This window comes from Thermasporomyces composti, assembly GCF_003386795.1.
In the GTDB taxonomy this organism is placed as follows: domain Bacteria; phylum Actinomycetota; class Actinomycetes; order Propionibacteriales; family Actinopolymorphaceae; genus Thermasporomyces; species Thermasporomyces composti.
The window spans coordinates 2222260-2236632 of sequence record NZ_QTUC01000001.1 but is presented as its reverse complement, the minus strand read 5'-3'; the positions used below and the strand labels follow the sequence as shown (position 1 = coordinate 2236632).

Annotated in this window: 9 protein-coding genes; all 9 read right to left on the bottom strand. The window is 71.2% G+C overall.

The annotated features are described in order from the left end of the window. Position 1: 1 nt before the first annotated feature. The 9 genes from DFJ64_RS09660 to DFJ64_RS09620 all read right to left on the bottom strand — a co-directional run bounded on the left by DFJ64_RS09660 (position 2) and on the right by DFJ64_RS09620 (position 13835). Positions 2-2305, bottom strand: a complete 2304-nt coding sequence (locus tag DFJ64_RS09660; protein WP_115850167.1) for a hypothetical protein — start codon at positions 2303-2305, stop codon at positions 2-4. A gap of 74 nt (positions 2306-2379) precedes the next feature. Next, complete coding sequence (locus DFJ64_RS09655; protein ID WP_115850166.1) at positions 2380-5352, bottom strand: ATP-binding protein; 2973 nt, start codon at positions 5350-5352, stop codon at positions 2380-2382. Continuing rightward, the gene (locus DFJ64_RS09650; RefSeq protein ID WP_147304659.1) at positions 5349-5852 is read right to left on the bottom strand and encodes a hypothetical protein; all 504 of its coding nucleotides are present in this window, start codon (positions 5850-5852) and stop codon (positions 5349-5351) included. The genes DFJ64_RS09655 and DFJ64_RS09650 overlap by 4 nt, the downstream gene beginning before the upstream one ends. A 158-nt stretch (positions 5853-6010) precedes the next feature. Next, complete coding sequence (locus DFJ64_RS09645; protein WP_115850164.1) at positions 6011-6280, bottom strand: TrbC/VirB2 family protein; 270 nt, start codon at positions 6278-6280, stop codon at positions 6011-6013. Positions 6281-6369: 89 nt separating this feature from the next. After that, the gene (locus DFJ64_RS09640; RefSeq protein ID WP_147304658.1) at positions 6370-8205 is read right to left on the bottom strand and encodes a conjugal transfer protein; all 1836 of its coding nucleotides are present in this window, start codon (positions 8203-8205) and stop codon (positions 6370-6372) included. Between the two features lie 180 nt (positions 8206-8385). Continuing rightward, positions 8386-9429, bottom strand: a complete 1044-nt coding sequence (csaB, locus tag DFJ64_RS09635; protein ID WP_115850162.1) for a polysaccharide pyruvyl transferase CsaB — start codon at positions 9427-9429, stop codon at positions 8386-8388. After that, positions 9426-11456 (bottom strand): DUF5693 family protein, encoded by a 2031-nt coding sequence (locus DFJ64_RS09630; protein ID WP_115850161.1) that lies wholly within the window; start codon positions 11454-11456, stop codon positions 9426-9428. Before DFJ64_RS09630 ends, csaB begins: the two co-directional genes overlap by 4 nt. Before the next feature lie 35 nt (positions 11457-11491). Then, positions 11492-12874: a lipopolysaccharide biosynthesis protein gene (locus tag DFJ64_RS09625; protein ID WP_115850160.1), complete on the bottom strand. Its 1383-nt coding sequence runs from the start codon at positions 12872-12874 to the stop codon at positions 11492-11494. 31 nt (positions 12875-12905) lie between these two features. After that, positions 12906-13835, bottom strand: a complete 930-nt coding sequence (locus DFJ64_RS09620; protein WP_115850159.1) for an Fpg/Nei family DNA glycosylase — start codon at positions 13833-13835, stop codon at positions 12906-12908. Positions 13836-14373: the final 538 nt, after the last annotated feature.

Below are 14373 nucleotides of genomic sequence, written 5' to 3'. Positions count from 1 at the left end.
GTCAGCGCGGCTCACCGTCCGGTCCGCGCCGGAGCCGCCCGGGGGTGGACGCCTCACGCTCGGGAGCGGCCGTACGAGGCCGTACCGCGTCCTCGTTCCGCCGGACGCCGTCCGCTCTCCTCTGGCTCGGTCGCCCCTCGCCCAGTCTCCTCTCGCTCAGTCTCCCCTCCTCCGGTGTCCGCCCAGCCCCGCGCGTGGGCTGGTCCCCAGGAGCCTGCGGGGCCGTGTTCTGCGCGGCTTGGGCCCGGCGGTGCACCCGTGCGGAGGCGTCCGCCCGCGCTTGGTCTTCGGCGAGAACGCGGACCCGACCGTGGGCTGATGTCATCCGTCCAGCGGTGACCGCGCCCTGGAGCCGGCCGCGGCGTACCTCGGCCCGCCACTGAGGCGAGCCGCGGGAGTAGCCCAGCGCCTGCGCGGTCTCGGCGGCCGACGCGGCGCCGGCCCGCGCGCCCGCCCGCACGTTGCGCTGGAAGCGGTACGCCGTCGCGGTGGCCTCGCGAGTGCGCACCAGCACGGGGGTGTCGGACGGCATCACACCGCTCGCGCTGGCCTCCTGGACCACCTGCGGGGCGATCGCGCCACTGCGCAACGCGGTGAGCAGCTTCCAGATCGCCGCGGTCGCCATGAGCATGAGGAAGATCTTGATGACCGTGCCACCCTCGGCGACCTGGAGGATGTTGAGCACCGCCAGCAGGAGGGCGAGCACGAGCCCGAACACGCAGCGCAAGAACACCGCCTGGACCATGATGCCGATCACCATGCGGACGATCCGGCGGGCCGGTGGGAACGCCGCGATCGCCCCGATGACCGGCAGGAAGATCCAGGCCATCAAGAAGACCGCGTGCCAGAAGATGGTCAGCAGCGCGAGGATGCCGACGAAGATGAAGGCGATGAGGTTGACGAACAGCGCCGCCACCGCGGTCGCCATGCGACCCGACGGTTGGGTTCCTCGCCAGAACTCATAGTTCGGCTCGTACAGCTGGGCGATCTTGTACTGCACGCCCTTCCACAGCACCCGGTGCTGCTCGGTGTCGACCGGACGCCCGTCCGCCTCGTCGATCGTCTGGTTCCGGCTCAACGCCTGGGCGACGACCTGCTGGACAGCCAGGTTGATCTTGGCCTCGGGCTGTCCGGGTGGCTTGGGCCGGGTGGCGCAGCGGTACTCGATGCTCTCGACGCCCTCGGGACGTTGGTATTGCGGTGGTCGCCCGTCCGGGCAGTAGCTCTTGCCGTTGAAGGTGAGGTCGTCGGCGAGCAGCTGTCGCTCGGTGCCGAACTGGCCGTTGACCCACGGCTGGAACAGCAGCACCTCGTACAACATGCACGACGACACGCGCTTCCCGAGGTTGTAGGTCAGGGCCCGGTGCGGGTCGTCGGGACTCGGCCGGGCGCCCGGCTCGGCCTGTGCCGCCGTCGGCACTGTCGGCAGGTAGCACGGGCTCGACGGGTCGCGGTTGCGGTTGATGACCGCGAGGTCCATGACGGCCGAGTTGAACTCAGAGGTGTAGCGGTCGACGGCGGCGGTGATGCGCACGTAGTTGTCGCCGGCGAGCACGCTCGCCACCAGGACGACGATGAGGGCCGAGCTGATCACCCCGGCGTAGGTCTCGCGACTGTCGGCTCGGCGGTGGATGCGGGTCAGCACCCAGAAACCAGTGGCCGCGACCGCCACCGTCACCGCCGGCACCCCGATGTTCTCGTTGAGGCTGGTGAGCAGGCTCTGCTGGGCGTCGTAGAAGGCGGAGAACGGTGCCTCGTTGCTGGCGAGCTGCTTGACCCCGATGGTGAGGCCACCGAAGAAGCCGGCGATGGAGAAGATCATCTGAGCGATCCCGGTGGCGGAGGCGTCCATCACCGAGCAGCGCTGCTCGAAGTTGTCCTCGGGGTCCTCGGTGTTGAACTCCTCGTGGTCGTCCGGCAGACCGTAGGGTGCGTACGACCACAGCAGGCCACGCGGACCCACGACCTCCAGCAGGGTGTGGTCGGAGGGGCGCTCCTGGCGGCCCCGCTTCCGCGGGTCGGGGTCGAGGTCGGGATCGACGTCCTCCTTGGCGATGATCGGGATCCACGCCGTCATGCCCGCGCCGCCGTGCTCCGGTCCGGCGTTGGAGATCTCACCACTACCGAACGGGCAGTCCCAGGGCGCCGCCTGGGCGGGTTGGACTGCCAGCGTGGCGCCGACCACGGTGCCGGCGAGGACGGCCAGGACCGCGAGCCCTCGGACGAGCCGGTGCAGGATCAGGCGTCGCGGGCGCGCGGTTCGCCCCCCGGCACCGGTTCGGGCGTGCGCCCGGCCGTTCGTCACGTGCGGAGTCGACGTCCCCGGAACGGCGAGAGGGCGTGGCGCGGCGGACTCGCCCGCGTGGCGCTTCGACCTTGTCACACGGAGATCCCTTCGTCAGCCGGCACGGGCTCCTCGGCCGGAGCATCAGCCGTACCATCGGCCCTGCGCACGGATCCGACCTCGCCCAGGATCGTCGACGTCTCCTCGATGACCCGCCAGTCGTCGACGTCCGGGGACGGGTCGACGGACTTGAACCGCGCCTCCAGGTGCGGGTTGCTCTGGATGGCGGCCGCGAACTCGAAGAACGACCGGTCGACCTCGACACTGGCCAGCTCTCCGTCGACGTCGCGCATCACGCACTCGCCGTCTCGAAGCGACTTCAGCGTCTCGATCATCTGCCGATCGCCGGCCGGTCGGTTGAGCAACTGCAACGTCTGCGCCGCGTCGGCGTCGGAGTGGTGTCGGAAGGCGAAGACGGTGTGGATCTGGTTGGTCCCCGTCGCCTTGGCGTCGAGGTCCTCGGACTCGATCTTGGCCAGGTCACCGGCCTGCTGGGTGATGAGCACGATCCCGATGTTGAACGCCCGCCCCTGCTTGAGCACGAAGCTGATGAGGTCGCGTCCTTCGCCGGTGCTCGCGACGCTGTACGCCTCGTCGATGAAGAGCATCTGTGGACGCCAGCCCTTGACCGGATCCCGCTCGGTGGTCTCCTCCAGCATCTGGAAGCCCAGCCGAGTGACGAGGTAGATGATGCCGCGGGCGATGTTCGCCGACGAGCTGGTGCCGTGCGCCCGGGGCAGGCCTCGCAACGTGATGATGGTCCGTCGTTTTCCGCCGTGGCCGACCGCGACCGTCGGCTCCTGGGCGAAGGCCACGCGAGCGTAAGGGTTCTTGCGCAGATCCTCCAGGACGGCCGCGGCGAACCGCAGGTCGCGGACCTCGGTGTCGGCGACCCCGGAGTCCTTCACCCGCTCGTACTCGTCGACCACCAGCTGCACGACGCTCCACGTGGTGGGTCGGGGAACCGCCCGCTCCACCTCCTCGGCGCTGGCGTCCGGGTGCGCGTGCCGGTACGCCGCCACCCGCCGGTCGTAGTCATTGACGACGCGGGAGAAGGCCTCGACGACGTACCCACTGATCCGGGACCAGGCCGTCGGTCCGAGGAAGATCTCCAGCATCGCCTGCGCGTGCATGCGCCCCTCGACGACGGTCGCGGCGGTCAGCAAGGGGTCGAGGTTGCCCGCGCGGCCGCGAAGCGGGTCGATGATCTCGGTGTCCCGCCAATACGCCTCGTTGACCGGCTGGAACGGGCAACCCGGCTCGCCGAGGCAGCCCTCGGCGGCGTGTCGCATGAAGTCAGGGTCGAGCACCTGCGACCCGAAGGCGAGGTAGTACGCCATACGGGCGGCGTCGATCTTCGGGTCGATGAACACACACCGGGCGCCCGCCTCCGACTCGTAGTGAAAGACCTTGAGCGCCAAGGTGGTCTTGCCGCCGCCAGAGGCGCCGACGATGACCACGCCAGCGCCGTGCTCGCGGGCGATCGCGGAGTGCGCGGAGTAGTGGACGGGGTAGTGGCCGTCGCGGGTGCGGCCGACCAGGATGCCCTGCCACCCCTTGGTGATGCCGTCGCGGCCGACGATGGCCCGGTCGCCGACCTGCGTCGCCGTGGTCAGCAGGGCGACACCGAGCTGGTCGAGCTCTTGCAGCCGCCGGAAGGGCGCGATGCGACCGATGAGGGAACGGTCGCCGTCCCCGGGAAGCACGTTGTAGAGGAGGCGGTACTGCAGTCGCTTGGGACGCAGGACGGTGGCGTCGAGGGTCTTGGCGAAGAGGCGCTCGATCCGCTTCCGGCGGTTCTCCAGCTCCTCGGGGGTCTCCGCCGAGATGGTGAGGAGCAGCTGGGACTCCATGCCGGGGAACGGCCTGCTGTCCTGCTCGTCGACCAAGTGGTTGGCCCGCTCGACCTGCTCCACGAGCAGGGAGTCGATGCGGGCGTTCGCCCGGTCCATGTCCCGGGCCTCGTCCTCGAGGTTGTCGCGGATCTTCTTGCCCCGGTCCCGGAACTCCTCAGGCGGCAGGAGGACACCTCGCCAGGACACCACGACCGGAAAGTCCAGCCGTTTAAGGATGCGCCCCCAGGCACGCGCTTTGGCGAAGCGAATAGTGTCCGGCCAACCGGTGGCGACGAGGGTGGCGAGGTAGGTCCGATGCTCCTCACCGGTGTCGTCGTCGACCACGCTCACCTCGAGCCGGCTCTTGTGGTTGTAGGCCCGGAAGTCGGCCGCGAGCTCGAACTCGTGGGCGCCCCAGGGGCGTCGGTCCACGGCCGTGTCCTCGGGGATCGGGAGGTGCCCGAACAAGCAGGTCCGAATGATGCGGACGAGGTCCTTGCGCAGCATGGGCTGGACCTCGACACCGGAGTCCACCGCCACCGCGTACACCTCGTCGGCCCGTTCGTGCCACTCGGCGACGATCGCGGGATCGAAGTACTCGTCGTGCACTCCGGTCGCTTGGTCGGCGATCGCGGAGACCACCGCCGCGCCAGGACCGCGGCTCTCGCTGAGCTGGCCGACCCGCATCAAGAAGACGACGTCGTACTGAGCACCGAGGCGGTCCTGGGCGATCGCCCGTTCGGCCTCGCGATGGATGAGCTTGGCGAAGTTGTCGGTGGGACGCCAGGCGCGTCGGGTGAGGTCGACGACCCAGCCGCTCAAGTCGGGGCGCCGCGGCACGAGCATGACCTGGAACTGAGGGCGGTGGAACTCACGGGCGATCTGGTGGAGCAGCCCGGGCAGCTTCAGCGCCTCCGGCACGAGCTCGTCGGTGGGCATGTGCTCGTCCGTCGTGGTCGTGATGAAGAAGCCCGTCCAGACCGAGCGACCCCAGATGAAGAGCACGTCGTCGCCGTAGCGGTACGGCAGCCGCTCGCGCTCCGTACGGGGCTCGCGGGGCTTGCCGGACTGCGGCTTGTCGTCGTTGCCACCGACGTTGAAGACGAAGATCAGCACCGCGCCGATCGCGAGCACACCGAGTGCCGCGAGGGGGAGGAAGTAGAGAGGGTTCATCGAACCGACTCCTCAACAGGTCGGATGAGCCGACCGGCGCGGACCTCGCGAGCCGCGGACAGCTCGCCATGCCACCGAGGGTGGACCGGATGCCAGAGGATGACCCGCCACTGGACGACGTCCGGCTCGACGTCGGCGGCGAGCCCGTGGATGCGGCGTGGCTGCAGGAAGAGGTAGTCCGCTGCGACGAGGAGGTTCTGCTCGGTGGTGAGGCCGTTGCGCCAGCGCCGCGGCCAGGTGATGTAGAGGGTCACCGCGATACCGAGGCTGACGAGGATGGACCAGAGGTCGAACTCGACGACGGGCAGCACCGGTGACAACACCAAGACCAGGCCCAGCAACCCGAGGAAGACCGTGCCGGCGACCACGAGAGCGCGGAGGTCGATTCCACCGATGACGGTGAGGGGAACGCCTTCCGCGAGGTTCCACAGCTTCTTCCGTCGACGCTCGAGGTCGGTGTAGTCGAACGCGATGTACTGACCGTTCGACGTCTCCGTCACCGGCTCCACCTCCCTGCCACGTCGTCGCTCCCACCTCGCCGCCTCGCCCGCGTCTCGACCCGGCCGCTCGATCGCGTGGACCGATCATGATCGTGACCCCGGCGTTTCCTCCACCCGGGGCACCACCACGAGCGGCTCGCGCCGTCGCGGCCGGCCGGTCACCCGCCGATCTGTCGCCCGATCGCGTTGAGCAGGGCGGCGATGCCGGAGGCTCCACCGATGAGGAGTGCCGCGAACGCCACGACACCCATGTTCTGGATCGCCATCCGGACATTGTCACCGCTGCGGATGGCGAACATGATCTTGAAGCCGATGATGATGATGGCGACGGTCAGCGCGCCCACGGCCACACCGGTCAGCAGACCCTCGATCCGCGCGAAGAACGCTTCGAGCTGCGACGTACCGGATGCCACAACGTGTTGGCTCATCTCGGTCTACCTTCCTCACGTCATCCACGTCGAGCGCCTGTCGCGGCTGGCCCCGACAGGCGGGATAGCTGGTGTCGAGGGCGCATACGTCAGCCTCCCTTGAGGTCGGGGACCCCACCGCGAATATCCCGCACCGCCCACTCCTGACTCGGACTGGCGGCCTGTGTCGTCTTCACCAACTGCAGTCGGTACGCACGCGTCTCGACGGCCTCGCCGCCCGCGCCGGGGCTGCGCCAGTCGACCCAGACCCAGGCCTCGGCCACCATGCCGACCTTCCACTCGAAGCTGCCCTCGGTGAGGTCAGCGCCCTTGGGTAGGAAGACGCGGGCCTGGCGGACGGTGGGCGCGGTCAGCGCGCCGCCCAGCCCGCTCCGGGTGCGAGCGGTCGCGTCCGGCGTCATGAACCGCTCCAGCGCCGGACCATTGGAGTCTCCCCACGCGGTGAAGAACTGCTGGAAGAACTCGCCCTGCGTGAGGGCCTCACCGAGGGCGGCGTCCACCGCCGCCGGTGCGGTCGGCTTGGGCATGGTGTTCGGGTCGGCCAGCGTGGGCTGCGGCACCTCGCCGATATCGCCGATGATCCGCATGCCGTCGCCGGTCGCGAGGTCCTCGACGTAGACGGGGACCGTCACGAAGCGGCTCCCGGTGCTGGTGAGGACCCGCACGGTCATCATGCGGGCGTGCCCGGCGTAACCGGGGATGTCGATCGGCTCGGACTCGCCGGTCCAGGTCGCGTCGATCACCGACTGCACGCCCTCGCCGTTCCAACCGCAGCGCGCGTCGGTTCCCGCGGAGATGTAGCGGGCGAGCAGCGCCTCCCGCTGCCGGGGGTCCTCCGCGTCGTGGGTGAGGCAGATGCGGGCGTAGTCGGCGGCGAACCTGCCGGCTTGCTCCAACGGGAACTCGCTGAGCCGGTAGCGGGTGATGTCGGCGTCACTCAGCCGGTAGGTGTTCTCCCGCATCACGGAAACGGCGAACGAGAACGTCAGGTACGCGACGATCCCGACCGCGACCAAGCACGACGACAGGACGACGGTGACCTTGACGGCGGTGTGCGCACCACGCCCTCCGGAGAACCTCCCCCCAGGTGGAGGCACGTCGAACCGTCCCGCCGCGGTCGCCGACGAGGGACGGGACGCCGCCGAGCGGCGCGACGAGCGCTCAGGTCGTCCTGACGTGCGTTCAGCCAAGGCTGCCGAGGATGCCGAACTCGCCGCGGCACCCGCCCGGGCGTCGACGGCTGGCTCGGTCGACTGGATGGGATCCGGCCCCACGTCCAGCTCGTCGGTGACGAGCTGGTCCTCGACGAGCTCCTGCTCGAGGTCGTGCTCGACGTCGTACGAACCTCGGGTGTCCTCCGACTCTGGGACGTCGTAGGACCCCGGGACGTCGGGGGACGCTGCGACGTCGGAGGACGCTGCGACGTCGGAGGACGCTGCGACGTCGGAGGACGCTGGGACGTCGGAGAAAGCCGTGTCGACGTCACCGGGTGGGACCTCGGCCGCCTCGGCGTAGTCGGCTGCCTCGCCATAGTCGACTGCCTCGCCATAGCCGAGATCGGCGACCTCACCCGCCTCTGGGGAGAACGCATCCGGATCGACGGCGTCGACGTTGGTGTCGACGTCGGCGTCGGGAGCGTCCGCGGCGACGACGCCGCCCTGGTAGTCGTCCCCCGGGTAGCCGTCCTCATAGCCGTCCACCGGCTCATCGACCTCGAGGCCGGCATCGCCCTCGGCCTCGACGTCGTCGCCGACGGGGTGCCCGTCGGCGTCGTACGTCTCGTCGTCAGCCGACGAGGGCCACGCGTCGGCCGCGCTCACCTCCGCGTCCGGCCGCACGTCCTCGACGCCGGGCCGTCCGGTACCGCGCTGCCAGGAGAAGCGCATCCGCGACAGCGGTGGGGCGGGTTCGTTCGGCTCTGTCATGACCCTACTGTTCTCGGCTGCTTGCCCGTCGTAGTCACGATAAGCGTGCCTGCAACCTCTTCGCCGTGCAGGCCCGATTCCTGGACACGCCGCCCGAAGCGTGGACACCTCGCGCGGCTACGGCGTGGGCAAGCGATACCGCGCCGACGCTGACCCGTCCGAGGCCGACTCCGACCCGTCCTAGCCGTCGCCTCCACCGAGTCGCTCGGCGACCTCCCGCGCAGGCCGCCGAGCTGTCGCACGCAGGCGCTCGACCTGCTCCAGGTAGTACTGGTCTGGTCCCTGCAACGCCTTCCGAAGGCTCGTGACGAGCGTTTCGACGTCCACGGGACCCGGCAGGGTCGCGGCCACGGGCGCCCCCACCGAGGTCGCGAACGCGCTGACCTTCGGGTCGTAGGACAGGGCGACGAAGGGGCGACCCGCCGCGGCCGCCACGACGAGCGCGTGCAGCCGCATCCCGAGGACCGCGCGTGCGCTGGCGACGGCGTCGATGGCGGCGCGATAGCCGGCGCGGCGCGAGTCCACCACGGTCGCGTTCGGCAGCACCGACGCCAGCTCACGAGCGAGGCCGACGTCCTGGCCGGCGTGGAACGGCACCAGCACGACCTCGACCTCGCGGGCCATCTCGCTGAGCACGGCGCGCACGACCGGCAACCACTCCGCGAGTCCGTCCCAGGGACGCAGCGCCACCGCGAGCCGGTCACCGTCACCCGGGGCCAGCGCGCCCCACCCCAGCACCGGATCCGCCGTCAGCTCAGCCCCGCGAGCCCCAAGGTCGTGCGCCAACGCCAAGGACTGGGCGTCCCGCACCGCGACGTACGTCGACGACCGCAAGGCCATGCCCGCCAGCCGGCGGTTGATTCGTCGCCGAAGCGGCCCCAACCCCTGTGCGTAGACGAACACCGGTTTCCCGGCGAGCCGCGCCGCCAGCATCGTGCCGGCGTAGAACGCGACCGGGCGGGCGCTCGTGACGTCCTGCAGAAGACTCCCGCCACCGGCGATCACGCCGTCGCACCAGGCCAAGGCCCGGACCAGACCCTTGACGTCCGTCCGCGAGACGGCGGGGAGGTCATGTGTCGCCTGGGTGTACGCCGGATCGCCGGACACGACCAGAAACTCCGTCGACGGCCCGAGCACCGATCGGAGGGCCTCCACCTCGGCGGCGAGCAGCGCCTCGTCGCCGGCGTTGCCGAAGCCGAAGTAGCCCAGGAGCAGCAGCCTCACGAAGGCGACACCTCCGCTGGTGAACGAACCGCGCCGTCGCTGACGTCCGCATCCTTCTTACGCCCCCGCCACCACCAGACGATCAGCGAGCCGACAACCAAGCCAATCACCACCGAGTACGCCGACCGCAGCAGCTCCAGCGCGAGCGGCATGTGGAAGTGAGCGAAGGTGTCCACGAGCGACGCCGTCCCGACGGCGGCCACGGCACCCCACATCCATCGGGGCAGCGTCGTCCAGCGCCCGGCGAGCGCCACCACCAACGCGGGGAAGCCGAGGAACGCTTCCTTGAACCGTGGTCGCACGTACAACGCCTGGTCCAGCGCGTCCCGCAACCACAGCTCGGGCCCGGGCGCGATACCCGAGTTGCCCGAGCGGACCAGGTAGTAGCCGGCAGCACCCAGCACGGCGAGGGCGGCGAGCACGTGATGTGGTCGGACCCGACGCGCCACGGCCGCGAGGTCGACGGTCCAGCGCGGCGTTCCCGACCCCACGCGCAGCGCCCCGACGACCGCGACGACCAGCGGCGGCGCCAGCAGCAGCACCTTGACCCCGAGGAACGGCACCGCTCCCACGAGCATGACGCTCCGACTGCCCAAGGCCGCGACCACGAGCCCGGTCGTCGTGGCCACCAGCACCCCGAGCCCGTAGGCGGCGAGTGTTCGCCGAGGCAGCCGCTGGGGCGCCGGCGGCTCGCTCATCCCGAGCGCCACGAGCACGCCGAGCGAGGCGCCGGCGACGGCCACGGCGAGAGTGACGAGCTGCCACAGCACAAGCCGCCCACTCACCAACGCGCCGACGCCGATCAGGCCGACCGCGGCCCAGACCACGGCGACCGCACCGCGCGGCAGGGCCCGCCACTCCAGGCTCGGCCCGGCCGACGAGGCTCGTCGTTTCAGGACCGTCGGGAAGGGCACGGGCGTCCCGACCAGCCAGGCGCCCGCGACAGCCAGGACGAGGAGCGCCGCTCCGAACGCCGCCAGCTGGCTCGCCAGGCCCGGCTCCACCGCCGGCATGGCGGTCGGCGGGCCGGCGCGGAGCCCGGCGGGCAGCTCGGCGCGGGTCCGCGAGGCCAGCTCCGACACCCCGTCGGTCGCCCGCGCCGGTGACAGCGCGGGCGACGGCCGGACGACGAGCAGCGAGACCCCGCGCTCCTTCCCGGCGCGATGCCCACGGACGACCAGCCGGTCCAGGTCGCGCACGGACTGCCTGGTCACCGGAACGACGTGCGCCCGCACGATGCGACCCGGCAGCCGCGCGGCGTAGAGCGCGGCACCGGGTGTCGGCCCGAGGTCCGGCACGGCCAGGTCGAGGCGTCGAGCGGCGAGGAACTCCGCGAACGCCGCCGCGTCCGCCGGACGGTCGGCGAAGGGGAGGGGCCCGAGGGCCAGGACCGTGGTGCTGCCGGTGAGCCGGACCGCGCGGTCGACCTCCCGCCGCAGCCACGACGGGCGGGACTCGACCGCGGTGGGCAGCGCGACGACCACCCGGAATCCCACCGCCACCAGCCGGCGCAGGCGGTCGACGTCGTATCCCAGCGAGACGCCGCTGACGTCCTTGGTCCCGTCGACCCGCACGTAGGGAACCGGACCGGCTGGGGAGGGTCTCGTGGCGACGGTCACCCGATCGCCGAACTCGCGGCGCAGACCGTCGACCACCCGCGCGAAGACCTGGTCGCCGGTCCGGCCGCGCAGCACCGTCGCCGGCCCCGGCCCGGCGAGCTCCTTCGGCACCGGTCCTCGTCCACGCCGTCCGCTCCCCACCACGGCGACGAGCGCGCCGCTCTGGAGGTGCTCGCTCACCGACACCATGCCGACGACGACGGTGCGGACGCCGGCGTCCGTCAACCGCGTGGCGAGCGCTCGCTGGTCGCCCACGTCACGGGCGTCCTCCCAGGTTCGCAGCGCGGAGTCGACGAGGGCGACGTCGAGCGTGTCGACCTGGCGTTCCGCGGCGACGCGCGACAGCAGCGCGGGAACGCTGAGCGCGATCGCGAGCAGGCACGCGAGAGCGACGAGTCGGAGGGGCACGGGCGGACGGGAGCACCCGGACGACAGCGGCCCCGTCATGCGGACTCCACCTCGACCGCGCCACGTCGGCGCCCCAGCCGCCCACGCACCAGCCGCAGGACGTCGGCGACGTCGGAGACGCTCGGCAGCAACGCGAGCAGCCGACCACCGGTCAGGCGTCGGTAGTAGCCGAGCAGCACGGCGGCGGTCCCGGCGTAGGCGACGACAGAGGCCAGCGCCGCGCCCTCGATGCCGAGCAACGGGATGAGCACGAGGTCGGCGACGACGGTGAGGATCGCGCCGACACCGGTCCCGATCGAGACCAGGCCAGGCCGACCGCGCCCCTTCAGGTCGGCGGACAACACCCGCGCCACGGCCAGCGGCAACATGGCCACGAGCAGGATCAGCAAGGTGAGAGTGCCCCGGCGGTAGGTGGGACCGAAGAACCAGCCGAGGACCAGCGGCGACACGACCGCCAAGGCCACCGCGAGCGCGAACGTCGCAAGCAGGGTGAGCCGGCTCGTGCGCTCGGTCGTGGCGGTGTCTCGATGGTCGGCCTGCGCGGCGACGTGCGGGAAGAGCATGGACGACGCGGCCGTCGACGCCTGCCCGACGACCTCGGCGACCCTCGTGGCGACGAAGTAGACGCCGGCGAGGTCGAGCCGCAGCAGAGCCGGGACCAGCAGCAGGTCGAGCCGCAGGTTGAGGAACGTGAGCACGTTCCCGACCTGGCCCGCCAGTCCGAGGCGCAGCGCGTCCCGGGAGAACGCCCGATCGAACCGCGGTCGGAGCGAGCCGGTGACGCGACGGACCACCAGCAGTGCGACGACGGCGGGCACCGCGACGCCGAGGCCCGTCGCGAGGACGTAGCCGGCCGACGTCCGGGCCACGAGCCCCACCACCACGACGGTGCAGCCCAGCGTCGCCACACTGCGGAGGACGTCGGCCATCACATATGCGTGACGGCGCTCCAGACCGAGCAGCAGCGCGCCCGCCACCTCGTAGCCGATGGTGGCGACCGCCAGGACGCCGGCCGCCACGAACAGCGTCGGCTCGCCGGTGTCGAGGACGACGGCGCCGACAAGAGGGGACAGCGCTCCGGTCAGGACGGCGGCGACCAGGCCGGCACCCACGGCCAGCGCCAGGACGTAGGCCACGACGGCGGACCGCTCGTGTGGACGGCGGCCGAGGAAGTAGATCGCGGCGATATTGAGCCCGCCGTTGCCGACGATGGCCACCGCCCAGGCGAGCGTCAGCCCGACACCGCCGGCGCCGAGGGCGGCTGGGTCGAGCAGGCGCGCGGCGACCACTCCGGCGAGGAACGTGGCGGCCACGGAGGCGAGCCGCGCTCCGGTGAGCGCGACCATCGCGGAGCCGAGGGAAGCGCCCGACGCCGCCCTGCCGTCCGCCTGGTTGGTGGTCTCCGCGATACCAGCCATGGGAGGGCGACAGTATCGCAGCCGGGTTCGGCTACTTCAGCAGGCGCGAGAGCCGACGGTCGGCCAGCGGCTTGCCTCCCGTCTGGCAGGTGGGGCAGTACTGCAGGCTGGAGTCGGCGAACGAGACCTCACGCACGGTGTCACCACAGACGGGGCACGGCTGGCCGGTGCGCCCGTGCACGGCCAGGTTGGTCTTCTTCTCCGACTTGAGGTCCTTCGCGGCCAAGCCACGGGCACGCTCGGTCGCCTCGGAGAGCACTCGGCGTATTGCGTCGTAGAGGGTGGTGATCTGGTCCGGCGCGAGGCCGTTGGCCGGCTTGAACGGCGACAGTCGGGCCGCGTGGAGGATCTCGTCGGAGTAGGCGTTGCCGATTCCCGCGAGGCGCGCCTGGTCGGTGAGCACCCCCTTGAGCTGGGCGCGGCCCGCAGCGGTCAAGATCTCCGCCATCCGCTCCGGCGTGAAGTCGTCGGCGAGCGGGTCGGGCCCGAGCCGAGCCACGCCTGGGACGTCGGCCGGGTCGGGGACGAGGTAGCAGGCGAGCCGCTTCTGGGTGCCCGCCTCGGTGAGGTCGAATCCCACGCCGTCGCCGAGATGGACGCGGACCGCGAGCGGATTGTTGCGGCCGGGTCGGGGCGGCTTCTCGCTCAGCGAGGTACTCCACCGCAGCCAGCCAGCTCGCGCCAGGTGCACGACCAGGTGCAGGTCGTCGTCCGACCCCCCGTCGTCCGACCCCCCGTCGTCCGGACCAGTACTGGCTCCAGGGGCCTGACGGACCGTGAGGTCGAGGAACTTCCCGTGCCGGTCGACAGCGGTGACGGTGCGGCCGACCAGCGCGTCGATGGGCGGTTGAAAGGTCTTGAGGGCGCTGATCGCCACCACGTGGACCCTGGTGACAGTCCGGCCGACCGCCTCCTGGCGTAGGAAGCCCACCAGCGCCTCGACCTCCGGTAGCTCGGGCATGCCCCCATCTTCCCGCTGGACGCAACCCCCACCAGGTCCGCGCGGAGCCGGTCAGGTGCCGAGGGCACACGGGTCGGGCGGCTGACGCCACCGCTCGGAGGCGATCGAACCCACGGGGGAGGAACCGACGACGGTGGGCGGTCCGTCCGAGGTCCCCGATGCCGGCCGCGAAGGTCCAGCCAAGCCCGGACAAACCCGTTTGACCAGGTCATTGCGGCTGTTCGGGGGCAGCACCCCGCGGCATGATCGAGCCATGTCGTCGGATGTGACGGTGCTGCCGCTCCACGGCGAGGTCTTCACCGACGCACGGGGTGGGGATCGGACCTTACGGGTCAACTGGCACGGCCTGGACGGACCCGATGCCTTGGCCGTGCTGTCGTTATGGCGCGGCGCGCGTTGCGTGGGAACGTTCCGGCTGCGCGCACGTGACGCGCTGCTCCTGATCGACGTCCTCGCACAGGGCGCCGGAGGGTCGCCCACACCCGGAGCCGGCTGGTACGAGGGCCGCGAGTCGTGGCCACCCGACGAGGAGTCGTCG

Excerpts from the sequence above, each read along its gene's own strand:
- DFJ64_RS09655 (WP_115850166.1), bottom strand. The coding sequence starts at position 5,352 with ATGAACCCTCTCTACTTCCTCCCCCTCGCGGCACTCGGTGTGCTCGCG.
- DFJ64_RS09645 (WP_115850164.1), bottom strand. The coding sequence starts at position 6,280 with ATGAGCCAACACGTTGTGGCATCCGGTACGTCGCAGCTCGAAGCGTTC.
- DFJ64_RS09640 (WP_147304658.1), bottom strand. The coding sequence starts at position 8,205 with ATGACAGAGCCGAACGAACCCGCCCCACCGCTGTCGCGGATGCGCTTC.
- DFJ64_RS09625 (WP_115850160.1), bottom strand. The coding sequence starts at position 12,874 with ATGGCTGGTATCGCGGAGACCACCAACCAGGCGGACGGCAGGGCGGCG.
- DFJ64_RS09620 (WP_115850159.1), bottom strand. The coding sequence starts at position 13,835 with ATGCCCGAGCTACCGGAGGTCGAGGCGCTGGTGGGCTTCCTACGCCAG.